This window comes from Streptomyces deccanensis (genome assembly GCF_022385335.1).
In the GTDB taxonomy this organism is placed as follows: Bacteria; Actinomycetota; Actinomycetes; order Streptomycetales; family Streptomycetaceae; genus Streptomyces; species Streptomyces deccanensis.
Genome location: NZ_CP092431.1, coordinates 3507780 through 3531043, shown reverse-complemented (window position 1 = coordinate 3531043; position 23264 = coordinate 3507780). Strand labels below are relative to the sequence as shown.

Below are 23264 nucleotides of genomic sequence, written 5' to 3'. Positions count from 1 at the left end.
GTTCGTAGGTACGCGGAGGCCCCCGGTGCTTTGAGGCACCGGGGGCCTCCGCACAGCCGGGGGATCGCGGGAAAGGGCGCAGCCCTTTCAGGGGCGCGGGGAACTGCGCGAGCAACCACCACACACCCGCACCCGCCACCCGACCCGCACCCCCCGAGCTGTGAGGCGCCCGTCGCCTAGGCGGAGCCCGACCCGCACCCCCCGAGCTGTAAGGCGCCCCTCGCCCAGGCGGAGCCCGACCCGCACCCCCCGAGCTGTGAGGCGCCCCCGGCCAGGCGGAGCCCGACTCGTAGACTGGGCCCCGTGAGCGAACGCAGTGACCCGCAGCCCGACCCGATCGACCCGACCGACCCGTTCGAGGAGATCATCGCCGCCGAGACCGACCGGGATCCGGACCTCGCGGTGATCGAGGCCGGCAGCCGTACCCTGCGTGCCCAGGGCGGCGCACCGCAGGCGGACGTGCCGACCAGGCCCACCGACCCGGCCGTCGACAAGGCCCTGCGCGAGGTCGAGGCGGACCTCGCGACCCGCTGGGGCGAGACCAAGCTGGACCCCTCGGTCACGAGGATCGCCGCGCTGATGGACGTCCTGGGTGAGCCCCAGCGCTCGTACCCCTCGATCCACATCACCGGCACCAACGGCAAGACCTCGACCGCCCGCATGATCGAGGCCCTCCTCGGCGCCTTCGAGCTGCGCACCGGCCGCTACACCTCGCCGCACGTCCAGTCGATCACCGAGCGCATCAGCCTCGACGGCGCCCCCATCTCGGCCGAGCGGTTCATCGAGACGTACGAGGACATCAAGCCGTACGTCGAGATGGTGGACGCGGCCCAGGAGTACCGGCTCTCCTTCTTCGAGGTGCTCACCGGCATGGCGTACGCCGCCTTCGCCGACGCGCCCGTGGACGTGGCCGTCGTCGAGGTCGGCATGGGCGGCACCTGGGACGCCACCAACGTCATCGACGGGGACGTCGCCGTCGTCACCCCCATCGACCTCGACCACACCGACCGGCTCGGCGAGACACCCGCCGAGATCGCCGTCGAGAAGTCCGGGATCGTCAAGCAGGACGCGACGGTGATCCTGGCGCAGCAGCCCGTGGACGCCGCGCAGGTGCTGCTGAAGAAGGCCGTCGAGGTCGACGCGACCGTGGCCCGTGAGGGCCTGGAGTTCGGTGTCGTCTCGCGGCAGGTCGCCGTCGGCGGACAGATGCTCACCCTGCGCGGCCTGGGCGGCGAGTACCCCGAGGTCTACCTCCCGCTGCACGGCCCGTACCAGGCGCACAACGCGGCCGTCGCGCTCGCCGCCGTGGAGGCGTTCTTCGGCGTCGGCTCGCAGCGGCCCGAGCCGCTCGACATCGACACCGTCCGCAAGGCCTTCGCGGCCGTCTCCTCGCCGGGCCGCCTGGAGGTCGTACGGCGGTCCCCGACCGTCGTGCTGGACGCCGCGCACAATCCGGCGGGCGCCCGGGCCACGGCCGAGGCCGTCGGTGAGGCGTTCGATTTCAGCCGACTGATCGGTGTGGTCGGCGCGAGCGGCGACAAGAACGTGCGGGGAGTCCTGGAGGCCTTCGAGCCGATCTTCGCGGAGGTCGTGATCACCCAGAACTCCAGCCACCGGGCGATGGACGCCGACGAACTGGCCGGCATCGCGGTGGAGGTGTTCGGCGAGGAGCGGGTGCAGGTCGAGCCCCGGCTGCCCGACGCCCTGGAGGCGGCGATCACGCTCGCCGAGGAGGAGGGCGAGTTCGCGGGCGGTGGCGTCCTCGTCACCGGTTCCGTCATCACCGTCGGCGAGGCCCGGCTGCTGCTGGGGAAGGGCTGAGTTCCACGACATGCGTACTCTCTGTGCTTCGACGCTGATCGGCGAGTTCTTCGTGATCGGCTTCGCCGGGCTGGTCGCCATGAAGGACCCGGAGCTGTCCATGACCACGGTCTGGACGGTCAGCGGCATCGCCATGTTCCTCTGCGTCCTGCTCTGCGGCCTCGTCACCAGGCCCGGCGGGATCCAGCTCGGCTGGGCGCTCCAGATCGCGCTGATCCTCTCCGGGTTCTTCGTGCCCACCATGTTCTTCATGGGCGCGGTCTTCGCCGCCCTGTGGTGGGCCTCCGTCCACTTCGGGCGGAAGGTCGACGAGGCCAAGGCCCGCTTCGCCGCGCAGGCCGCCGGCGAGGCCGGTGCTTCCTGACGCTGCGTAACACCCGCCCGGACCCGCCCTGTAGCCTCGGTGCTCCGCACCCGCGTGAAACGAAGGAGTCACCACAGTGAGCCAGCGCACCCTCGTCCTGCTCAAGCCCGACGCCGTCCGGCGGGGCCTGACCGGCGAGATCATCAGCCGTATCGAGCGCAAGGCCGGCTGGCAGATCACCGCGCTGGAGCTGCGGACCCTGGACCAGGACACGCTGGAGCAGCACTACGGCGAGCACAAGGGCAAGCCGTTCTACGAGCCGCTCGTCGCGTTCATGGCCTCCGGTCCGGTCGTCGCGCTGATCGTCGAGGGCGAGCGCGTCATCGAGGGCGTGCGGGCGCTCGCCGGTCCGACCGACCCGATCGCCGCCGCGCCCGGCTCCATCCGGGGCGACTACGGCGTGATCGTGCGCGAGAACCTCATCCACGCCTCGGACTCCGAGGAGTCGGCCGAGCGCGAGGTCAAGATCTTCTTCCCCGGGCGCGCGTAGTAGCGTTCGCGACGGCGGGGGCCGGCCAGTCCGTTCGCCCCCGCCGCCTGAACACTTGTGGAACACCCGGAACAACCTCCGCGACATGCGGGGCACTTCCGGAACACCCGGCCATCACCCACACGGCCCACACCCCGGCTGACCAGCCAACCCCGCCGAAAATCAGGCCGTACAACGGCATATGCGCGGCGATCGGGGGAACGCGCACCCCCGATGGACCGTCTCCACAGGCGAGGCGGCGCATCGCATGCCCACAATGGCGAAGACCCTCGCGCAGTGTTCGTGCGGGCGAGACTACGATGTAAGCCTTCACGTCACAGCACCCACTTCGCCGACCCGAAAAAGCCCTGAAAAGCCCTCAAAAGCCGTCAGCGCTCCACTTGGGAAGGCCACACGAATCCTGATGGGGAACTCAATGTCGTTCATCGGCCGTGACATGGCTGTCGACCTCGGGACCGCCAACACGCTGGTGTACGTCAGGGGTCGCGGGATCGTACTGAACGAGCCGTCCGTCGTCGCGATCAACACCAACACCGGTGGCATTCTCGCGGTCGGCGCGGAAGCGAAGAAGATGATCGGGCGGACCCCCGGCAACATCGTTGCCGTACGTCCGCTGAAGGACGGTGTCATCGCCGACTTCGAGATCACCGAGCGGATGCTCCGCTACTTCATCCTGAAGATCCACAAGCGGCGGTATCTCGCCCGGCCTCGGGTCGTCGTCTGCGTGCCGTCCGGCATCACCGGTGTCGAGCGTCGCGCCGTCATCGAGGCGTCCTCCCAGGCAGGCGCGCGTCAGGTGCACATCATCGAGGAGCCCATGGCCGCGGCCATCGGCTCCGGCCTGCCGGTCCACGAGGCCACGGGCAACATGGTGGTGGACATCGGCGGCGGCACCACGGAGGTCGCGGTCATCTCCCTCGGCGGCATCGTCACCGCCCAGTCCATCCGCGTCGCGGGCGACGAGTTGGACAACGCGATCATCCAGCACATCAAGAAGGAGTACTCGCTCCTCCTCGGTGAGCGGACGGCCGAACAGATCAAGATCACGATCGGTTCGGCGTACGACCTCGACGCTGACGAGCACACCGAAATCCGCGGCCGGGACCTGGTGTCCGGGCTGCCCAAGACCGTCGTCATCTCCGCCGGGGAAGTGCGGAAGGCGATCGAGGAACCCGTCAACGCCATCGTCGATGCCGTCAAGACGACCCTCGACAAGTGCCCCCCGGAACTCTCCGGCGACATCATGGACCGGGGCATCGTCCTCACCGGCGGCGGCGCCCTGCTCCGCGGTCTCGACGAACGGCTGCGCCGGGAGACCGGAATGCCGATCCATATCGCCGAGGACCCGCTCGACAGTGTGGCGCTCGGCTCCGGCAAGTGTGTCGAGGAGTTCGAGGCGCTGCAGCAGGTGCTCGACGCCCAGCCCCGCAGATGACGTAACGCTTCGATTCCGCCGTACGGGACGTTCTCTTCTCGTGCGGCGGATCGTTGATATCGAGGCATAAGCTCCCACAAAGCGCCCCTGTTGTTCCCGTCTCGGGATTCCCAGGGGCTACCCGAATTCCCCCAATCCTGTCGAATTCCTATGAGGAAGGCACGGCCGCCGCACGTGAGGGACACACGAGAGAGCCGGCTGCTCCTGGTGCTGCTGGTCGCCGTCGCGTTCGCGCTGATCACGGTGGACATCCGCGGCGGAGAGGACTCACCGGTCGACGGTGCCCGACGTGCCGCCGCCACCGTCTTCGGCCCGATCGAGGACGGCGTCTCGACCGCCGTCGACCCCATCGGCAACGCCATAAGCGCCGTCCGTGACTCCGGCACCCGCCACGACCGCCTCGCCGCGCTGGAGAAGGAGAACGCCGAACTGAAGGCGGCCCTCGGCAGCGACGACCGCAACGGCAGCCGGGTCGAACAGCTCGACAAGATGCTGAAGACCGCCGCGAACGGCCGGTACGGCATCAAGGGCGCCGAGGTCATCGCCATAGGAGCGGCCCAGGGCTTCTCCTGGACCGTCACCATCGACATCGGCACCAACGACGGCATCACCCGCGACATGACCGTCCTCAACGGCAACGGGCTGGTCGGCCGTGTCACCACCGTCGGACCGAACACCGCGACCGTCCTCCTCGCCAACGACCCCGACTTCACCGTCGGCACCCGCATGGAGGCCACCGACGAACTCGGCTTCGCCTCCGGCCAGGGCGACCGCCCGCTGCGCGTCGAACTGCTCAACGGCAAGGCCAAGGTGAAGGAGGGCGACCGCCTCGTCACCTTCGGCTCCCAGGCCGACAAGCCGTTCGTCCCGGGCGTCCCGGTCGGTGTCGTCTCCCGCGTCGACCCCTCCGGCGGCGACCTCACCCGCACGATCTACGTCAAGCCGTTCGTGGCCTTCACCCAGCTGGACATCGTCGGCGTCGTCGTCCAGCCGCCCCGCAAGGACCCGCGCGACACCGTCCTGCCTGCCAGGCCGAAGGCCACCCCCACACCCACCGTGACGGTCACGGTCACCCCGGGCGCGGACGAACCCGGCGAAGGCACCGACGGACAGCCGCAAGAGCAGTAGACGTAGGACAGTAGGAGCTGACCCCCTGATGCGTTTCAACCGGATGCTGCTCTCCACCACCCTGGTGATCGTCGCCCTGGTGATCCAGGTGAGCGTCCTCGCCAGACTCCATCTCCCGGGCGCCGTACCGGACCTGGTGCTCCTCACCGTGCTCGGCCTCGCCCTGGTCTACGGCCATGTCGGCGGCGCCCTGATCGGGTTCGGCGCCGGCCTGCTGTCCGACCTCGCGCCCCCCGCCGACCACGCGGCCGGACGGTACGCCCTCGTCCTCTGCGTCATCGGCTACCTCGCGGGACTGGCCAAGCCCGAGACGGGCCGCCTGAAGTCGGCGACCGGACCGATGGCCGTGGTCGTCGTCGCCGCCCTCGGCTCGACCCTGCTGTACTCCGGTGTCGGCGCCCTCGTCGGAGACGACGCGGCCCGCCATGTCGGCCTGCCCAGCCTGCTGTTCACGGCCGCGCTGTACGACCTGCTGCTCGCGCCGTTCGTCGTGCCCGGCGTCATCGCGCTGGCCCGGCGCGCCGACAACGACCCGCTCGCGGAGACGAGCAGCGCCGCCAAGGCGTCCGACGTCGCCTCCGGCTGGCTCTCCTCCGGCACCGGCCTGCGCATCGGCAACCAGCGCGGCGGACTCCGCATCAAGGCCGCACGCTCACGGATGGCCAGGGCGGGACGCATCAAGGGGGTCAAGCGGCTGTGACGGCACGGCACATGACACCGCGCACGGCACCGCGCATGGCACCCGGGGCGGACGCGGGAACCGATGTGGGAACCGATCACCGCCGGGCGGTGTACCCCATGTACCAGCACTCCGCGCACGGCCCGCACGCGCATCACCGGCACGGGCACCACCCGCACACGCTCTGAGAGGGGGAGACAGGCAGTGACCAACATCCCGGAGACCGGGCGGACCCCACGGGTCCAGATCCGGCTCGTCATCATCCAGATCCTCGTCTTCTCCCTCCTCGGCACCCTCGGCGGCCGCCTCTGGTACCTCCAGATCCGCGAGGGCGACGCCTACGCCAAGGAGGCCTCCGGCAACCACGTCCAGCAGGTCGTCCAACCCGCCGTGCGCGGCTCGATCCTGGACGCGCGCGGCGTGCCGATCGCGGACAACGAGACCCGTCTGGTCGTCTCCGCCTCCCGCACCGACCTGCTGAAGATGGACGACGACGGCAAGGCCGTCCTCACCAAGCTCGCCGGCGTCCTGGGCATGAAGCCCCGGGACGTCATGGACAAGGTCCGGCTCTGCGACTCCGAGACCCCCCAGCCCTGCTGGAACGGCTCGCCCTACCAGCCGATCCCCATCACCGACGAGGCCACCGCCAAGCAGGCCCTGCAGATCCGCGAGCGCTCCGAGGACTTCCCCGGCATCACCGCCGAACCCCAGGCCGTCCGCCGCTACGCGAGCCCCGGAGGCTCCAAGACCTCCCAGGTCCTCGGCTACCTCTCCCCGGTCACCGACGAGGAGATCACCAAGGCCCAGGACACCGACTCGCCGTACCTGCGCTCCGACCAGGTCGGCCGCTCCGGCCTGGAGCGCCAGTACGACAAGGAGCTGCGCGGCAAGGCCGGCGTCACCCGCTACGAGGTCGACAACCTCGGCCGCGTCATCGGCGAGGCCGAGGCCGACCCCGCCCAGCCCGGAGCCAACCTCGTCACCAGCATCGACGCCCGCGTCCAGCGCATCGCCGAGTACGAACTCAACGAGGCGATGAAGGAAGCCCGCAAGCAGAACGACCGCAACACGGGAACCAACTACAAGGCGGACTCCGGCGCCGTCGTCGTGATGGAGGCCAAGACCGGCCGCGTCGTCGCGATGGCCTCCAACCCCGACTACGACCCGAACGCCTGGGTCGGCGGCATCTCCGCCAAGGACTACGCCAAGCTCACCGGCAAGAAGTCCAACTACCCGCTACTGAACCGCGCGATCCAGGGCCAGTCGGCCCCCGGCTCCGTCTTCAAGGTGATCCCGACGGCCGCCGCGGTGAACGCCGGCTACTCCTTCAACGGCCCGTACCAATGCTCCAGTTCGTACTCGATCGGCGGCCAGGTCTTCAAGAACTTCGAGTCCCAGAGCCATGGCGCGATCAGCCTCGGCAAGGCCCTGGAGGTCTCCTGCGACACCGTCTTCTACCGCCTCTCGCACGAGGAGTGGAAGCGTGACGGGGGCATCAAGCCCAAGAAGGGCGCCAACGACTGGTTCTACAAGACCGCCCACCAGTTCGGCCTCGGCGCCGAGACCGGCATCGACCTGCCGAACGAGGTCACCGGCCGCATCCCGGACCGCCAGTGGAAGCAGAAGTACTGGGAGGACAACAAGGACGCCTGGTGCAAGTACGGCAAGAAGGGCGGCTCGTACGCCGAGCAGATCGCCTACGAGAACTGCCTCGAAGGCAACCGCCTGCGTGCCGGTGACTCCGTCAACTACTCCATCGGCCAGGGCGACACCCTCGTCACCCCCATCCAGATGGCCACCATCTACGCGGCCATCTCCAACGGCGGCACCCTCTACGACCCCACTGTCGGCAAGGCGATCATCAGCGCCGACGGCAAGAACGTGCAGGAGATCGCACCCAAGTCGCACGGCAAACTGCCGATGACGAAGAAGACCCTCGCCGAGATAGACGAAGCCCTCGCGGGAGTCGCGACCCGAGGTACGGCAGCCTGGCGTTTCCAGGGCTGGCCGCAGGACGAGATCCCGATCCATGCCAAGACGGGTACGGCCGAGGTCTACGGCAAGCAGACGACCTCCTGGTTCACCACGTACACCAAGGACTACTCGATCGTCATGACGATCTCCCAGGGTGGTACGGGCTCCGGCGCCTCGGCACCCGCCGTGCGCAAGCTCTACAACGCGCTCTACGGCGTCTCCGAGGACGGAAAGATCGACAAGAAGAAGGCGCTGCTGCCGACCCCGCAGAAGGGCCTGCCGAAGATCGAGTCCGACGGCTCGATCGACTCCCCGAAGCTGGAGAACTACCCGCCGAAGAAGAGCGCGGAGGAGAAGGCGGCGGAGGACGCGCAGACCCTGGCCGCCGGGCCGCTCGCCCAACCGGTGTCGCTGAACGACCTGGCGGCGATCGTCAGCACACGCGGCGGCAGCGGCAACCGGGCGGCGCGACGGCGTGCCGGCTGCGGACGGGCCCCGAAGGGGCGCGGGGAACCGCGCGACCAGCCACGACGACGTCGAAGCCGGCCGACTACGGCGTATCCCGGCACCCCCGGCGGAGCGCTCACGCGGAGGAGGCCCGTATGACTGGCAACAGTTTCTCCGTCTCCGGGTACGGGCCCGAACGCACCGGCTGGACCCGGCTGTTCGCCCGCGACTCGCTCGCCCGGCGGCTCGACTGGCCGATACTGTTCTCGGCCATCGCGCTGTCCCTGATCGGCGCGGCCCTCGTCTACTCGGCGACCCGCAACCGCACCGAGCTCAACCAGGGCGACCCGTACTACTTCCTCCTCCGCCACCTGCTCAACACCGGCATCGGCTTCGCCCTGATGATCGGCACGGTCTGGCTGGGCCACCGCACCCTGCGCACGGCCGTGCCCATCCTCTACGGCATCTCGGTACTGCTGATCCTGCTGGTGCTCACCCCGATGGGCGCCACCATCAACGGCGCGCACGCCTGGATCGTCGTCGGCGGCGGCTTCTCGCTCCAGCCCTCCGAGTTCGTGAAGGTCACGATCATCCTGGGGATGGCGATGCTGCTCGCGGCCCGGGTGGACGCCGGCGACAAACCCCACCCCGACCACCGCACGGTCGTCCAGGCCCTCGGCCTCGCCACCATCCCCATACTGATCGTGCTGCTCATGCCCGACCTCGGCTCGGTCATGGTCATGGTGGTCATCGTGCTCGGGGTCCTGCTCACCTCCGGCGCCTCCAACCGATGGGTCCTCGGTCTCATCGGCACGGGCGCGGTCGGCGCGATCGCCGTCTGGCAGCTCGGCGTGCTCGACGAGTACCAGATCAACCGCTTCGCGGCCTTCGCAAACCCCGAGCTCGACCCGGCCGGCGTCGGCTACAACACCAACCAGGCCCGGATCGCCATCGGCTCCGGCGGGCTGCTCGGCACCGGACTGTTCAAGGGCTCGCAGACCACGGGACAGTTCGTGCCCGAGCAGCAGACCGACTTCGTCTTCACCGTGGCGGGGGAGGAACTCGGGTTCGTGGGCGCCGGGCTGATCATCCTGCTGCTCGGTGTCGTGCTGTGGCGCGCCTGCCGGATCGCCCGCGAGACCACCGAGCTGTACGGCACGATCGTCGCCGGCGGCATCATCGCCTGGTTCGCCTTCCAGTCCTTCGAGAACATCGGCATGACCCTCGGCATCATGCCAGTGGCGGGACTGCCGCTGCCGTTCGTGTCGTACGGCGGTTCGTCGATGTTCGCGGTGTGGGTGGCGGTCGGACTGCTCCAGTCCATCAGAGTGCAGCGCCCCATGTCCGCGTAGGGCCCGGCGGCCTTCGGGGCAGGCCTCCGCTCCCCTCCGGGGACGCGGTGGTCTGCCCCTTTGCCGAATATGGGACTAGATTCATTTCATGGCGGACACCAAGCGCGAGATCGAGCGGAAGTACGAGTCCGACGAGAGCGGCCTGCCGGACCTCACCGGCGTGGCCGGGGTCGCGACCGTCATAGACAAAGGCGTGGCGGAGCTGGACGCCGTCTACTACGACACCCCCGACGAACGCCTCGCCGCCGCCTCCGTGACCCTGCGCCGCCGTACGGGCGGCAGTGACGCCGGCTGGCATCTGAAGCTCCCCGTCTCCTCGGGTGTACGGGACGAGATCCGGGCCCCGCTGTCCGACACGCTGCCCGACGAACTCGTCGCGCTGGTCCGCTCCCGGGTCCGGGAGGCCGAGCTGGTCCCGCTGGTCCGTCTCCTCTCCACCCGCGACGTCAGCGAGCTGCTCGACGCGGACGGCACGCTCCTCGCCGAGGTCAGCGTGGACGCCGTGGTCGCCGAGCGCCTCACCGAGGACGGCCGGACCTCCCAGTGGTCCGAGATCGAGGTGGAACTCGCCGACGACGGCGACCCGGCCTTCCTCGACAAGGTCGAGAAGAAGCTGCGCAAGGCGGGCGTACGGCCCTCGGACTCGCCCTCCAAGCTGGCCAGGGCGCTGCAGGAGACGGCACCCAGGAAGGGGAGGAAGAAGGACCGGAAGAAGATCGAGGCGGCGACCTCCGGCGAGCCCGTCACCCCCGCTGATCATGTCCTCGTCTATGTCCGTGCCCAGCGTGACGCGATCGTGGAGCTGGACCCCGCCGTCCGCCGGGACGTCTTCGACTCCGTCCACAGCATGCGGGTCGCCACGCGTCGGCTGCGCAGCACCTTCAAGTCGTTCGGGAAGGTGCTCGACCGGGCCGTCACGGACCCGATCGGCGAGGAGCTGAAGTGGCTCGCGGGAGAACTGGGCGTCGACCGTGACCAGGAGGTCCTGACGGAACGGCTCACCGAGGCACTGGACGCCCTGCCCGAGGACCTGGTGACGGGCCCGGTCCACGCACGGCTGCGCGCCTGGTCCCGGAAGGACGGCGGTACCGGCCCCCGGAGCGAACTGATCGAGGCGCTGGACGGGCCGCGCTATCTGGAGCTGCTGGAGTCCCTCGACGCCGTGATCGCGGACCCGCCGCTGCTCAAGGCCGCCCACGGCGACCCCGAGAAGGTGATCACCAAGGCGGTCACGAAGGACTTCGCCAAGGTGGCGGCCCTGGTCGAGGAGGCCCTGGCGCAGCCGCCCGGCGCCGACCGCGACCTCGCCATGCACGAGGCACGCAAGAAGACCAAGCGCACCCGGTACGCCGCCGAGGCGGCACACCCCCTGCTGGGCAAGCCCGCCAAGGCGCTCGTCAAGGACATGAAGTCCCTGCAGAGCCTCCTCGGCGACCACCAGGACAGCGTGATGGCCCGCGAGGCCCTGCGCGACCTCGCCCACCAGGCTCACGCGGCACCGGGGGAGAGCGCCTTCACGTACGGGCTGCTGTACGGCAGGGAGGAACGGCGGGCGGAGCGGGCGGAGGAGGCGCTGCCGGAGGAGTGGGCGAGGATCAGCGAGGACATGCCCTTCTGACCGGTCCACCGGAAACGGGCGTGCGTGGGGTGTCTCCGGGGGCGTTAGGCTAGATGGTCACCCTCCCCCCAGCCTCCGGCCGGGGGTGCCACCAGTCAGCTCACGAAGGTAACCCCCGCGATGTCTGTCGAGTCGGTCTTCCCACAGCTAGAGGCCCTGCTCCCGCATGTGCAGAAGCCGATCCAGTACGTCGGCGGTGAGCTCAACTCCACCGTCAAGCCCTGGGAGTCCGCGGACGTCCGCTGGGCGCTCATGTACCCGGACGCGTACGAGGTCGGTCTGCCCAACCAGGGCGTCATGATCCTCTACGAGGTGCTGAACGAGCGCGAGCGGGTCCTCGCCGAGCGCACGTACAGCGTCTGGCCGGACCTGGAGGCGCTGATGCGGGAGCACGGCGTCCCGCAGTTCACCGTCGACAGCCACCGCCCGGTGAAGGCCTTCGACGTGTTCGGTCTGTCCTTCTCCACGGAGCTGGGCTACACCAACATGCTCACCGCCCTGGACCTGGCCGGGATCCCCCTGGAGTCCAAGGACCGCACGCTCGACGACCCGATCGTGCTGGCCGGCGGCCACGCGGCCTTCAACCCCGAGCCGATCGCCGACTTCATCGACGCGGCGATCATCGGCGACGGCGAGCAGGCCGTGCTGGACATGACCGAGATCATCCGCGCCTGGAAGGCCGAGGGCCGGCCGGGCGGCCGCGAGGAGGTCCTGTTCCGCCTCGCGAAGACGGGCTCGGTGTACATCCCGGCGTTCTACGACGTGGAGTACCTGCCCGACGGCCGTATCGGCCGCGTCGTACCGAACAGGTCCGGTGTCCCGTGGCGGGTGTCCAAGCACACCGTCATGGACCTGGACGAGTGGCCCTACCCCAAGCAGCCCCTCGTCCCGCTCGCCGAGACGGTCCACGAGCGGATGTCGGTGGAGATCTTCCGCGGCTGCACCCGCGGCTGCCGCTTCTGCCAGGCGGGCATGATCACCCGCCCGGTCCGCGAACGTTCCATCACGGGCATCGGCGAGATGGTCGAGAAGGGGCTCAAGGCCACGGGCTTCGAGGAGGTCGGCCTCCTCTCCCTCTCCTCCGCCGACCACAGCGAGATCGGCGACATCGCCAAGGGCCTCGCGGACCGGTACGAGGAGGACAAGATCGGTCTGTCCCTCCCCTCGACCCGCGTGGACGCCTTCAACGTCGACCTCGCGAACGAGCTGACCCGCAACGGCCGGCGCTCGGGTCTGACCTTCGCGCCCGAGGGCGGCTCCGAGCGCATGCGCAAGGTCATCAACAAGATGGTCTCGGAGGAGGACCTGATCCGGACGGTCTCCACGGCGTACGGCAACGGCTGGCGCCAGGTGAAGCTGTACTTCATGTGCGGCCTGCCGACGGAGACCGACGAGGACGTCCTCCAGATCGCCGACATGGCGATGAACGTGATCGCCGAGGGCCGCAAGGTCTCCGGCCAGAACGACATCCGCTGCACGGTGTCGATCGGCGGCTTCGTCCCGAAGCCGCACACCCCGTTCCAGTGGGCGCCCCAGCTCTCCGCCGAGGAGACGGACGCGCGCCTGGAGAAGCTCCGCGACAAGATCCGCGGCGACAAGAAGTACGGCCGTTCCATCGGCTTCCGCTACCACGACGGCAAGCCGGGCATCGTCGAGGGCCTGCTCTCACGCGGCGACCGCCGCATCGGTGCCGTCATCCGCGCCGTCTACGAGGACGGCGGCCGCTTCGACGGCTGGCGCGAGCACTTCTCCTACGACCGCTGGATGAGCTGCGCGGACAAGGCCCTGGCCGACTTCGGTCTCGACGTCGACTGGTACACCACCCGCGAGCGCACCTACGAGGAGGTCCTCCCCTGGGACCACCTCGACTCCGGCCTCGACAAGGACTGGCTCTGGGAGGACTGGCAGGACGCCCTCGACGAGACCGAGGTCGAGGACTGCCGCTGGACCCCGTGCTTCGACTGCGGCGTGTGTCCGCAGATGGACACCCACATCCAGATCGGTCCGACGGGCAAGAAGTTGCTGCCGTTGTCGGTGAAGCAGCCGGTGGGGAGTGCGCCGCACAGTCACTGACCCGGCCGCGGCCGACAGGTCGTGAGGGGTGTCCGGAGGGCCGTTCGCCGTGCTCCGGGCACCCCTTCTCATGTACTGCCGGTCGGTCTCGTGTCCTACCGGCCGGTCACGCGGGGCGTGACGGTCGAGCCGCCGTTGACGATGTTGTCCGACGGCTGGAGTTCGACCCGGTACCAGGGGCGCGGGTTGCCCTGGGCGTCGTCGCAGTTCAGGGTGGCGTGGGGCTGGGTGTCCACCGGTACGCAGGTCGTCTCCCAGACCTGGCCGACGGTGGTGACGACGTTGAACTTCACGAGGCCCTTCGAGGCGCTCGCGTGGTCGCCCTTGGGCTGGCCCTTGTTCTCACCGTGGTCCGCGCCGGTGCTCCCGCCGTGGTCCTGGCCGGTCTGCTGGCTGTGGCCCTGGTTCGACCCCTGGCTGTAGTCCTTGCCGGTGTCCTGGGTGTAGCCGCTGCTCGTGCCCTGGCTGTGGCTCTGGCCGGTCTGCTGGGCGTGACCGGTGCCCGTGCCCTCGCTCGTGCCCTGGTTGTGGCTCTGCCCCGTGTTCTGGCTGTGGCCCTGACTCTGGCCGGTCTGCTGGCTGTGGCCCTGGCTCTGGCCGGTCTGCTGGCTGTGGCCCTGGCCCGTGCTCTGGCTGTGCTCCTTGCCCGTCTCCTTGCCGGTTTCTTTCTGGCCGTGGCCGTGGCCCTCGCCGTGGGCGTGCGTGTTGACGGAGACACCGCAGGCGTAGCCGACGTAGCGGCCCTGCGAATCACGGCCGCCCGCCGGGAAGTAGGGGTGGGTGCTCAGGTCGGTCCACAGGAACGGGTGGGCCGCCTCGCCCTGGAGGTCGCGGATGCCGGCGAAGACCCGCCCGTCGCTCAGGACGACCCGGAACTCGCGCTTCTTGGAGTCCTGTACCGCGTCGATGTCGGAGCAGGGACCGGCGGGGCCCGTGGCGCCCGTGGTTCCGGTGGCACCGGTGGCTCCCGTCTGCCCGTCCGCTCCGGCCGGGCCGACGGGACCCTCGGGTCCGGCGGGGCCGATCCCTCCGGTGGCACCCGTGGTTCCGGTGGCTCCCGTAGCTCCGGTGGCTCCCGTGGCTCCCGTGGCTCCGGTGGGTCCGGCGGGGCCCTGCTCGCCGGTGTCGCCCTGGGGGCCGACCTCGCCCTGGGGACCGGTATCGCCCTGCGGACCCACCTCGCCCTGGGGACCGACCTCGCCCCGCGGGCCCGTCGGGCCGGTCGGGCCCTGAGGTCCGGGTGGGCCGCTGGGACCTTCCTCGCAGTGGTCGTCGTTGCCACCGAGTGCCGCCGTGCGGTTCTGGTCCTGGTCGTCGTACCAGTCCGGCGACGATCCGTCGTGCTCGTCCTGGTGCTGCCCGTCGTCGGTGTGGTGCTGACCATCGTGCTCGTCGGCGGGCGGGCACTCGTCGTTGCCGGCCCTCGTCACGGTGGAGGGCTCGGACACGCTGCGTGCTGCCGCTGCGGCGGGGCCGGCCAGTCCGGCGGTCACCGCCAGTGCGAGCGAGGCATACGTGCTGACCTTGGTGATCCTGTGGCGTGCCAGCGGGCCTATCAGCGAGATCGTCCTGCGCTCAGGACTCATCTATGTGCTCCTTGTTTCAACCGGTTTGGGGCTTTTCCCCGCACTCGATCGTGAGCCTCGCCCCTGTCCACCGACTCGACCAGCGAGCTGGACCGGACGGGGATGGAGATCATCAAATCGGCCTAAACCGGCCTCACGGCTGGGCTAATTCGGCGTCGGCGGCAGTGATTTGTGCGATATGAGGGGGTACGTCACGCGGCCTCTCGGGCAGCGTTCCAACCGTCCCGGGACCGGTGAAACCGTGAAGCCGCAGACCATCTGCCTCTGCATGATCGTCAAGAACGAGGCGCGGGTGATCGAGCGCTGCCTCGCCTCCGTCCGCCCGCTGATCGACACCTGGGTCATCACCGACACCGGCTCGACGGACGGCACGCCGGACCTGATCCGCGCGGCGCTGGACGGCGTCCCGGGCGAGCTGCGCGAGGAGCCCTGGGTCGACTTCGGCCACAACCGGACGCGGAACATCCAACACGCCCGGGGAAAAGCCGACTTCCTGCTCACCGTCGACGCCGACCACGTACTGCGCCAGGACGCGCCGCTGCCCCGGCTCACGGCGACCTCGTACATGCTGCGCTACGACACACCGGGCACCCAGCACCGCTTCAAGCACCTGATGCGGGGGGACCTGCTCTGGCGCTACGAAGGGGTCACTCACGAGTACCCCTGCACCGACGGGCCCGACGTCCAGGAGAACCTGGACGCCCTCGTCATCGAGGACCACGCGGACGGCGGCTGCCGCGCCGACAAGTTCGAACGCGACGCGCAGTTGCTCAGGCGCGAACTGGAACGCGACCCCACCAACCCCCGCACCGTCTTCTACCTGGCCAACACCGAACGGGACCTCGGCCACGCGCGGGAGGCGATCGACCTGTACGAGCGACGTGCGGCGATGGGCGGCTGGGGCGAGGAGGTCTACTGCTCGCTCCTGGAGGCGGGAATCCTCCGGGCGGAGGCGCAAGACGACTGGCCGGGAGCCATGGACACCTTCTCCCGCGCCTGGGAGTCACGTCCCACCAGGCTCGAGGCCTGCTACGAGTTGGCCTCCCGGCTGCGGCTCCGGCGGCGTCATCACACCGCGCACGCCCTTCTCGTCGACGTCGTCGACCGGCCCGCGCCGGACGACCTGCTCTTCACCAAGCCCTGGGTCTACCGGTGGGGCCTGCTGTTCGAGTTCTCCATCACCGCCCACTGGGTGGGCGACCACGCCGCCGCGCTCCGGGCCTGCGACCGTCTGCTGGCCATGCGGGACCTGCCTGAACGCGTCCGCCGCCAGGTCGAGATCAACCGGGAGTTCTCGGCGCCGCACGCCGACCGGCCGGACCTGTCCGCCGTGGTACGCCGCCCCAAGGCGGCCCGGACCGGCAAGAGGTCGTCCGGGCGCAAGCGGTAGGACGCGCAACGGGCAGGCGCGGCGCGGCCGCCGGGGGCGGTGCGCTGTGGACCCGCCGACGTCGGCCCGTGCCGTGCGTACTCGGTGACGTGGCCGCTGCCGTGCGAAATCGGCGGCGTGGGCTGGATCCGGACGACACGCCGACTGCGTCTACGTCGTCATGGACCTGGAGAAAGGGCCCGCCCGGGAGCAGGAACCCGCGGCGCGCCGGACAGCCGCCGGGGCGCAGCAGGCGCCCGAGGGGTGTCTTGTCGTCGCGATACGGATTCCCGTGCGGATCGTGGTGCTCGTGCTCGTCGTACCCGTGCGCATGGTGTGGGACGCGCTGGTGGTGGGCGGGCGGTTGCTGACGGACACCGTGTTGCGGCCCGCGGGCCGTGCGGTGCTGTGGGTCGGCCGGGCCGTCCTCGTGTGGCCGTGTGTGGCGCTGTGGCGGTACGTCGTCGTGCCGCTCGCCCGGCTGCTCGGGTGGCTCGGGTACCGGCTGCTGGTGGTGCCGGCGGTGTGGGCGTACCGGTACGTGCTGACGCCGGTGGGGCATGCGCTCGCCTGGGCGGCCGCCGGTGTCGGGGCCGGGTGCGGCTGGGTCGCCCGAGGTGTCCTCGCCGGGCTCCTGTGGTCGTACCGGTGGACGGTCGTGCCGGTCGGGCGGGGCATCGCCTGGCTGCTCCGCCACCTGCTCGTCGTACCGGCCGCGTGGTTGTACCGGTACGTGCTGACGCCCACGGGGCACGCGATCGCGTGGGTGGCGAGGGGGTGCGTGTGGCTCGTACGGATGATCTTCACCGGGCTCTGGCTCGGCGTTCACTGGACGCTGCGCGTGCTCCTGGTGCTGCCCGTGCTCGCTCTGTGGCGTTGGGTGCTCGCGCCCGTCGGGCGGTTCCTCGCCGTCGTCGGCCGGGAGATCGGGGAGGCCCTCGGGCACGCGTGGCGGGTGGCCGGGCGGGTCTCGCTCGCCGTCGGACGGTTCCTGGCGAACCTGTTCCGGTGGCTCCTGGTCGAGCCGACCCGGTGGGTGTACCGGACGGTCCTCACCCCCGCCGGTCACTTCGTCCGGGACGCGGTGTGGAAACCGGTCGCGGCGGTCGGGCGTGCCGTGGGCCGCACCACCAGGCAGGCGCTGGCCACCGCCCGCGAGACCGTCCGCCAGGCCCGCGCCGGGGTGCGCTCGGCCCTCTTCGGACCGCCGCCCGAACCGAAGCCCGTGCACCGGCGGGAACCGCGAGCCGCCGAGGCACGTACTCTTGGTAGCAGTACGACCGCTCTCACGAAGGACTGAACGACACTGGGCAAGCGACAGCCCGAAGGCCCGCCGCCCGCACCCGCGGTGCAGCGCATCCGACTGCGCTACACCAAGCGCGGCCGCCTCCGGTTCACCAGCCACCGTGACTTCCAGCGCGCTTTCGAGCGTGCGCTGCGCCGTGCCGAGGTGCCGATGGCGTACTCGGCGGGGTTCACGCCGCATCCGAAGGTGTCGTACGCCAATGCCGCACCCACCGGCACGGGCAGTGAGGCGGAGTACCTGGAGATCGCGCTCACCGAGGCGCGTGATCCGGAGAAGCTCAGGATCCTGCTCGACGAGTCGCTGCCCACCGGCCTCGACATCGTCGACGCGGTCGAGGCCCGGACCTCCGGGCTCGCCGACCGGCTCACGGCCTCCGAATGGGAACTGCGCCTGGACGGCGTGGACCCCGAGGAGGCCGCGCGCGCGGTCGAGGTCTTCAAGGCGGCGGAGCTCGTCGAGGTCCAGCGCAGGACCAAGAACGGCATGCGGACCTTCGACGCCCGCGCCGCCGTCGTCGATCTCGACAGCCGTGACGGACACGCACGTGATGACCATGACGCACGTGATGGACGTGACGGAAGCGCCGGAGCGGCCGGTTCTGAGACGCCGCGTCCACAGGCTGATAGGCCGACGGACCAGCCCTGTGCGATACTGCGGCTGGTTGTTCGGCACGTGACGCCTGCCGTACGACCCGACGACGTCCTGTCCGGTCTCCGCGCCGTGGCCGACCTGGCGCCGCCGGTCCCCGCTGCGGTGACCAGGCTGGCGCAGGGGCTTTTCGATGATGAGACCGGCACGGTGACCGACCCGCTCGCGCCCGACCGCGAGGCAGCGCCGGCCCCCTCAACGGCCGAACCCGCTGCCGCCGCGAAGGCGTCGGCGCCGGTAGGCCCCGCGTAGGGACGGACGTCGTAGCGCCGCCCTCTGATCCGGGAGCCACCTGGGTCGGGCAGCGCACCGACCACAAGACTTTCGCCAGGCCGTACGCAACATGGCGTACGGAACCGGCGAGACAGGACACAGAGAGCTCCCGTGCGGCGCCCGCGCCCCGGACGGCGGCAGTCGCGTATCACGCGAGCCGCGGACGTCACCGGCTACGCCGGGCCGGGTGCGGCGCCCGGGAGCCTGACGGGAGAAACGCCCGCATGCCCGAATCGATCGAACCCGCCGAGCCCGCGCAGGGCTCCGACAACAACACGCCGAGCGACACCCTGCCGCCGCGCCGTCGGCGCCGTGCAGCGTCCCGCCCCGCGGGTCCGCCGGCCGCCGGCTCCGAAGCGGCCGCGGAGACCACCGCGCCGGCCATACCGGCCGCCGAGTCCGAGGACCTCGCGGCCGTCGAGCCGACCGAGGCGGACGACACCACCGAGACCGTCGACGACGGCGTGACCGGTGAGGACGCGCAGGTCGCCGAGGCCGAGGAGGCCGAGGTCCCCGCCGCCGAGGCGCCCGCTGCCGTCGAGGAGGCCGCGCCCGCCGGGCGTACGCGCCGTCGCGCGACCCGCCGCGCCTCCGCGCCCGCCGGTGCGCCCAAGGACGCCGAGGTCGTCGAGGTGGTCGAGACCGTGGCTCCGGCCGCCGTCGCCGAGGTCGCCGCCGAGCCCGTCGCCGAGGCGCCCGCTGCCGTCGAGGAGGCCGCGCCCGCCGGGCGTACGCGCCGCCGTGCGACCCGCCGCGCCTCCGCCCCCACGAGCGCGCCCCAGGCCGCCGAGGAGACCCCCGCCGAGACGGCCGCGGTGGCCGAGCCCGAGGTCGCCGCCGAGCCCGCCGCCGTCGCCGAGGCCCCGGCCGCTGCCGAGGAGGCCGCGCCCGCCGGGCGTACGCGCCGTCGCGCCACGCGCCGGGCGTCCGCGCCCGCCGGTGAGCCGAAGGCCGCCGAGCCCGTGGAGGCTCCGGCGGAGGCCGTGGACACCGCGCCCACCGAGGTGCAGGAGAGCGCGCCGGTGGAGGCCGCGGCCGAGGAGGCCGCGCCCCGTCGCACCCGTCGGCGTGCCACCCGCCGGGTCGCAGCGCCCGCCGGCGAGGCCACCGACGAGCGCGCGACCGAGAACGAGTCCGTTGCCGCCGAGACCGCGCAGGCCCCGGCCGACCGGGCGCCCGCCGCCGAGGCCGCCCCCGCGACCGCCGTGGCCGAGCGCGAGCCGGTCGCGGCACCGCGGGCGGCTACCGAGGCCGAGGTCGAGGACGACGGCCCGCGTCGGCCCCGTCGTCGGGCCACGCGCAAGGCCGCCGGAGGATTCTCCGCGCCTGCCGCGCCGAAGACGGAGGACGCGCCGTCGCGTCCGTCGCGGCCCGCCGTGGCCGTGTTCCAGGCCCCGGTGTTCACCGAGCCGATGTTCCAGACGCCGGAGCGGGCCGCCGCGCAGGCCGCCGCCGAGGCCGAGACCGAGACGGTCGAGCCGGCCGAACCGGCCGAGAGCGCCGAGACCACCGACCTCGGCGGGGCCGTCGAGGAGGAGCCCACCGGCGGGTCGCGGCGTCGCCGTCGCCGCCGGGGCGAGCCCGCCGAGGCCGAGCAGCCCGCGGCCGCCACCGTGGTCGCCGACGAGCCGGAGGAGCTCGAGGACGCCGAGGAGACCGGCGAGGACTCCGCCGAGGGCGACGAGTACGGCGAGGAGGAGTCCACCGGGTCGCGGCGTCGCCGTCGCCGTGGTGGGCGCCGTCGTCGCCGGGGCGAGTCGGCCGAGGCCGAGGACGCCGCCGAGGGCGACGAGCTCGCCGCCGAGCAGGCCGAGCAGGACGCCGAGGACACCGCCGAGCAGCTGGACGAGGACGCCGAGGACGAGGGCGACGAGCGCGAGGAGTCCGGTTCGGGCTCCAGCAGCAGCCGTCGTCGCCGTCGCCGTCGTCGTCGGGCCGGTGACTCCGGCACCGAGGCCGAGACGGGCCAGGACGACCCCGAGCGCACGGTCGTCAAGGTCCGTGAGCCGCGCGAGCGGCGCGCCAAGGAGACCGAGTTCTCCGACGAGGTGCAGTCCATCAAGGGCTCGACCCGCCTGGAGGCCAAGAAGCAGCGCCGCCGGGAAGGCCGGGAGCAGGGCCGCCGGCGTGTCCCGATCATCACCGAGGCCGAGTTCCTCGCCCGCCGTGAGGCCGTCGAGCGCGTCATGGTCGTCCGCCAGAGCGGCGAGCGCACCCAGATCGGCGTCCTGGAAGACAACGTGCTCGTCGAGCACTACGTCAACAAGGAGCAGGCGACCTCGTACGTCGGCAACGTCTACCTCGGCAAGGTGCAGAACGTGCTGCCGTCGATGGAGGCCGCCTTCATCGACATCGGCAAGGGCCGCAACGCCGTCCTGTACGCCGGTGAGGTCAACTTCGAGGCGCTCGGCATGGCCAACGGGCCGCGCCGCATCGAGTCCGCCCTGAAGTCCGGGCAGTCCGTGCTCGTCCAGGTCACCAAGGACCCGATCGGGCACAAGGGCGCGCGTCTGACCAGCCAGGTCTCCCTGCCCGGCCGCTACCTGGTCTACGTCCCCGAGGGGTCGATGACCGGTATCAGCCGCAAGCTGCCCGACACCGAGCGGGCCCGGCTGAAGACCATCCTCAAGAAGATCGTCCCCGAGGACGCGGGCGTCATCGTGCGCACCGCCGCCGAGGGCGCGAGCGAGGACGAGCTGCGCCGTGACGTCGAGCGGCTGCAGGCGCAGTGGGAGGACATCCAGAAGAAGGCCAAGAACGGCAACGCGCCGACGCTGCTGTACGGCGAGCCGGACATGACCGTCCGGGTCGTCCGCGACATCTTCAACGAGGACTTCTCCAAGGTCATCGTCAGCGGCGAGGACGCCTGGCAGACCATCCACGGATACGTCTCCCACGTCGCCCCCGACCTGGCCGAGCGGCTGCAGAAGTGGACTTCCGAGGTCGACGTCTTCGCGACGTACCGCATCGACGAGCAGCTGATGAAGGCGCTGGACCGCAAGGTGTGGCTGCCCAGCGGTGGTTCGCTGGTGATCGACAAGACCGAGGCCATGATCGTGGTCGACGTCAACACCGGGAAGTTCACCGGCCAGGGCGGCAACCTGGAGGAGACGGTCACCAGGAACAACCTGGAGGCGGCCGAGGAGATCGTGCGCCAGCTGCGGCTGCGCGACCTCGGCGGCATCGTCGTCATCGACTTCATCGACATGGTCCTGGAGTCCAACCGGGACCTGGTGCTGCGGCGCCTGCTGGAGTGCCTGGGACGCGACCGTACGAAGCACCAGGTCGCCGAGGTCACCTCGCTGGGCCTGGTGCAGATGACCCGCAAGCGGGTCGGCCAGGGTCTGCTGGAGTCCTTCTCCGAGACCTGTGTCCACTGCAACGGGCGCGGCGTGATCGTGCACATGGACCAGCCGACGGCTCCGGGCGCCGGCGGCAAGCGCCGCAAGCGCGGGCGTGGCGGTGCCGAGCACGACCACGAGCACGTGTCCGCTCCCGAGGCGGTCGAGCCGGCCGAGTCGGCCGAGCTGGTCGAGGCGGAGGTGGCCGCCGAGGTCGCCGAGCCGGTGGCGCTGCCCGCCCCGGAGTTCGAGCCGGACGAGGAGCTGTACAGCAGCGTCGCCGAGGCGGAGGCGGCGGTCGGGCGCGGCCGTTCGCGTCGCCGGGCGACCCGGCGGGCGTCGGCGCCTTCCGGTGCCCCGAAGTCCCGTGAGTCCCGCGAGGCCGCGGCTGTCACCACCGTCTCCGAGGACCGTGCCCCGAAGTCGCGGGAGGCCGCCGAGGCGGAGCCGGTCGCGGTGGAGGACCCGGTGGTCGAGATGCCGGCCGCCGCCCCCAGCACCGAGGAGGCCGCGCCCAGCACCGAGGAGGCCGCGCCCAAGGGCCGTACGCGTCGCCGGGCGACCCGCAAGGTGTCCGCCCCCGCGGGCGCGCCGGCCGGAGCGGCGGCGGACGACGCCGTGGTCACGGTCGAGCCGACCCCGGAGCCGGTCGCCGAGCCCGTGGCCGAGCCCGTGGCCGACGAGGTGGCGCAGCCCGAGGCGGCGGCCGTCGCCGAGAGCGCGGCTCCGGCCCGTCCGCGTCGGCGTGCCGTGCGCAAGGCGACCGCGCCCACCGCGTCCGAGGAGGCGGCCGTGGTCGTGGTCCCGTCGGCTCCGGCCGAGGACGCGGCCGAGACCCCGGTCGAGGAGTCCGCTCCGGCGGCCGAGGAGGCCGAGGCCGAGGCGCCGGCCAAGAAGACGGCGGCGCGCAAGACGGCCAAGAAGGCCACCGCGAAGAAGGCCGCCACCAAGAAGACGGCGGCCGCCAAGAAGACGGTCGCCAAGAAGGCCACGGCCAAGAAGGCGGCCACCAAGAAGTCGGCAGCCAAGAAGACCACGGTGGCGGCCGAGCAGTCCTCGGCCGCGGTGACGGCTTCGACCGACGAGAGCTGAGCCCACGGGGCGGATCTCCGGTCCGCGCCAACCGATGCCCCCACCGGGTGGTTTGACCACCCGGTGGGGGCATCGGCGTGTGCGGGGAGAGTAACTTCACTCGCGCTGGGGAGATTTGCGGAAGTTTGGTCATCTCTGTCGTCTCATCGGCATCCCCTCCCTCCGGGAGCATCGTCCGACGCCTGTAACACTCACGTAGGCGAATTCGCAGTCGTATACGCAGTCGTGAGCGTTGCCGAGGGCATCCGGGCAGGGCGGGGACGGAGAG

At 71.1% G+C, this 23264-nt stretch carries 15 protein-coding genes; 14 read left to right on the top strand and 1 reads right to left on the bottom strand.

What is annotated here, in order from left to right:
• Positions 1-336 precede the first annotated feature (336 nt).
• The 10 genes from folC (at position 337) to L3078_RS15705 (ending at position 13381) form a co-directional block, all read left to right on the top strand.
• A complete protein-coding gene (gene folC / locus L3078_RS15750) occupies positions 337-1821 on the top strand; it encodes a bifunctional tetrahydrofolate synthase/dihydrofolate synthase (RefSeq protein WP_239760335.1) in 1485 nt (494 codons plus the stop codon).
• 10 nt (positions 1822-1831) lie between these two features.
• Entirely contained in the window at positions 1832-2185 is a 354-nt protein-coding gene (locus tag L3078_RS15745; RefSeq protein WP_239754281.1) for a DUF4233 domain-containing protein, read from the top strand.
• Between the two features lie 76 nt (positions 2186-2261).
• Positions 2262-2675, top strand: a complete 414-nt coding sequence (ndk, locus tag L3078_RS15740) for a nucleoside-diphosphate kinase (protein ID WP_045557536.1) — start codon at positions 2262-2264, stop codon at positions 2673-2675.
• A 415-nt stretch (positions 2676-3090) separates the two neighbouring features.
• Positions 3091-4110 carry a rod shape-determining protein gene (locus tag L3078_RS15735; RefSeq protein WP_005479350.1) on the top strand — a complete coding sequence of 340 codons (1020 nt, stop codon included), beginning with the start codon at positions 3091-3093 and terminating at the stop codon, positions 4108-4110.
• Positions 4111-4284: 174 nt separating this feature from the next.
• Positions 4285-5238 carry a rod shape-determining protein MreC gene (gene mreC, locus L3078_RS15730; protein ID WP_239754280.1) on the top strand — a complete coding sequence of 318 codons (954 nt, stop codon included), beginning with the start codon at positions 4285-4287 and terminating at the stop codon, positions 5236-5238.
• 28 nt (positions 5239-5266) lie between these two features.
• Positions 5267-5938: a rod shape-determining protein MreD gene (mreD, locus tag L3078_RS15725; protein WP_239754279.1), complete on the top strand. Its 672-nt coding sequence runs from the start codon at positions 5267-5269 to the stop codon at positions 5936-5938.
• Positions 5939-6121: 183 nt separating this feature from the next.
• Positions 6122-8497: a penicillin-binding protein 2 gene (gene mrdA, locus L3078_RS15720; RefSeq protein WP_239754278.1), complete on the top strand. Its 2376-nt coding sequence runs from the start codon at positions 6122-6124 to the stop codon at positions 8495-8497.
• Positions 8494-9690, top strand: a complete 1197-nt coding sequence (gene rodA / locus L3078_RS15715; RefSeq protein WP_239754276.1) for a rod shape-determining protein RodA — start codon at positions 8494-8496, stop codon at positions 9688-9690. Before mrdA ends, rodA begins: the two co-directional genes overlap by 4 nt.
• 88 nt (positions 9691-9778) lie before the next feature.
• On the top strand, positions 9779-11308 hold the full coding sequence (locus tag L3078_RS15710; RefSeq protein ID WP_239754274.1) for a CYTH and CHAD domain-containing protein: 1530 nt from the start codon (positions 9779-9781) through the stop codon (positions 11306-11308).
• 120 nt (positions 11309-11428) lie between these two features.
• Positions 11429-13381: a TIGR03960 family B12-binding radical SAM protein gene (locus L3078_RS15705; RefSeq protein ID WP_239754272.1), complete on the top strand. Its 1953-nt coding sequence runs from the start codon at positions 11429-11431 to the stop codon at positions 13379-13381.
• Between the two features lie 95 nt (positions 13382-13476).
• On the opposite strand, the gene L3078_RS44570 is transcribed toward L3078_RS15705, so the two are convergent.
• The gene (locus L3078_RS44570) at positions 13477-14967 is read right to left on the bottom strand and encodes a collagen-like domain-containing protein (RefSeq protein ID WP_275593145.1); all 1491 of its coding nucleotides are present in this window, start codon (positions 14965-14967) and stop codon (positions 13477-13479) included.
• 241 nt (positions 14968-15208) lie between these two features.
• Between L3078_RS44570 and L3078_RS15695 the strand changes: the two genes are divergently transcribed.
• From L3078_RS15695 to L3078_RS15680, 4 genes are all read left to right on the top strand, one after another.
• Positions 15209-16357, top strand: coding sequence for a glycosyltransferase (locus L3078_RS15695; protein WP_239754271.1), 1149 nt, complete (start codon positions 15209-15211; stop codon positions 16355-16357).
• 160 nt (positions 16358-16517) lie between these two features.
• A complete protein-coding gene (locus L3078_RS15690) occupies positions 16518-17636 on the top strand; it encodes a hypothetical protein (RefSeq protein ID WP_239754270.1) in 1119 nt (372 codons plus the stop codon).
• 48 nt (positions 17637-17684) lie between these two features.
• Entirely contained in the window at positions 17685-18542 is an 858-nt protein-coding gene (locus L3078_RS15685) for a TIGR03936 family radical SAM-associated protein (protein ID WP_239754269.1), read from the top strand.
• A 245-nt stretch (positions 18543-18787) separates the two neighbouring features.
• Positions 18788-22996, top strand: coding sequence for an Rne/Rng family ribonuclease (locus L3078_RS15680; protein WP_239754268.1), 4209 nt, complete (start codon positions 18788-18790; stop codon positions 22994-22996).
• Positions 22997-23264: the final 268 nt, after the last annotated feature.

What these genes read in the sequence shown, in the direction of transcription:
- L3078_RS44570 (WP_275593145.1), bottom strand. Translation starts at nt 14,967, where the DNA reads ATGAGTCCTGAGCGCAGGACGATCTCGCTGATAGGCCCGCTGGCACGC.
- rodA (WP_239754276.1), top strand. Translation starts at nt 8,494, where the DNA reads ATGACTGGCAACAGTTTCTCCGTCTCCGGGTACGGGCCCGAACGCACC.
- mreD (WP_239754279.1), top strand. Translation starts at nt 5,267, where the DNA reads ATGCGTTTCAACCGGATGCTGCTCTCCACCACCCTGGTGATCGTCGCC.
- L3078_RS15710 (WP_239754274.1), top strand. Translation starts at nt 9,779, where the DNA reads ATGGCGGACACCAAGCGCGAGATCGAGCGGAAGTACGAGTCCGACGAG.
- L3078_RS15680 (WP_239754268.1), top strand. Translation starts at nt 18,788, where the DNA reads ATGCCCGAATCGATCGAACCCGCCGAGCCCGCGCAGGGCTCCGACAAC.
- L3078_RS15705 (WP_239754272.1), top strand. Translation starts at nt 11,429, where the DNA reads ATGTCTGTCGAGTCGGTCTTCCCACAGCTAGAGGCCCTGCTCCCGCAT.
- L3078_RS15690 (WP_239754270.1), top strand. Translation starts at nt 16,518, where the DNA reads ATGGACCTGGAGAAAGGGCCCGCCCGGGAGCAGGAACCCGCGGCGCGC.
- L3078_RS15745 (WP_239754281.1), top strand. Translation starts at nt 1,832, where the DNA reads ATGCGTACTCTCTGTGCTTCGACGCTGATCGGCGAGTTCTTCGTGATC.
- L3078_RS15735 (WP_005479350.1), top strand. Translation starts at nt 3,091, where the DNA reads ATGTCGTTCATCGGCCGTGACATGGCTGTCGACCTCGGGACCGCCAAC.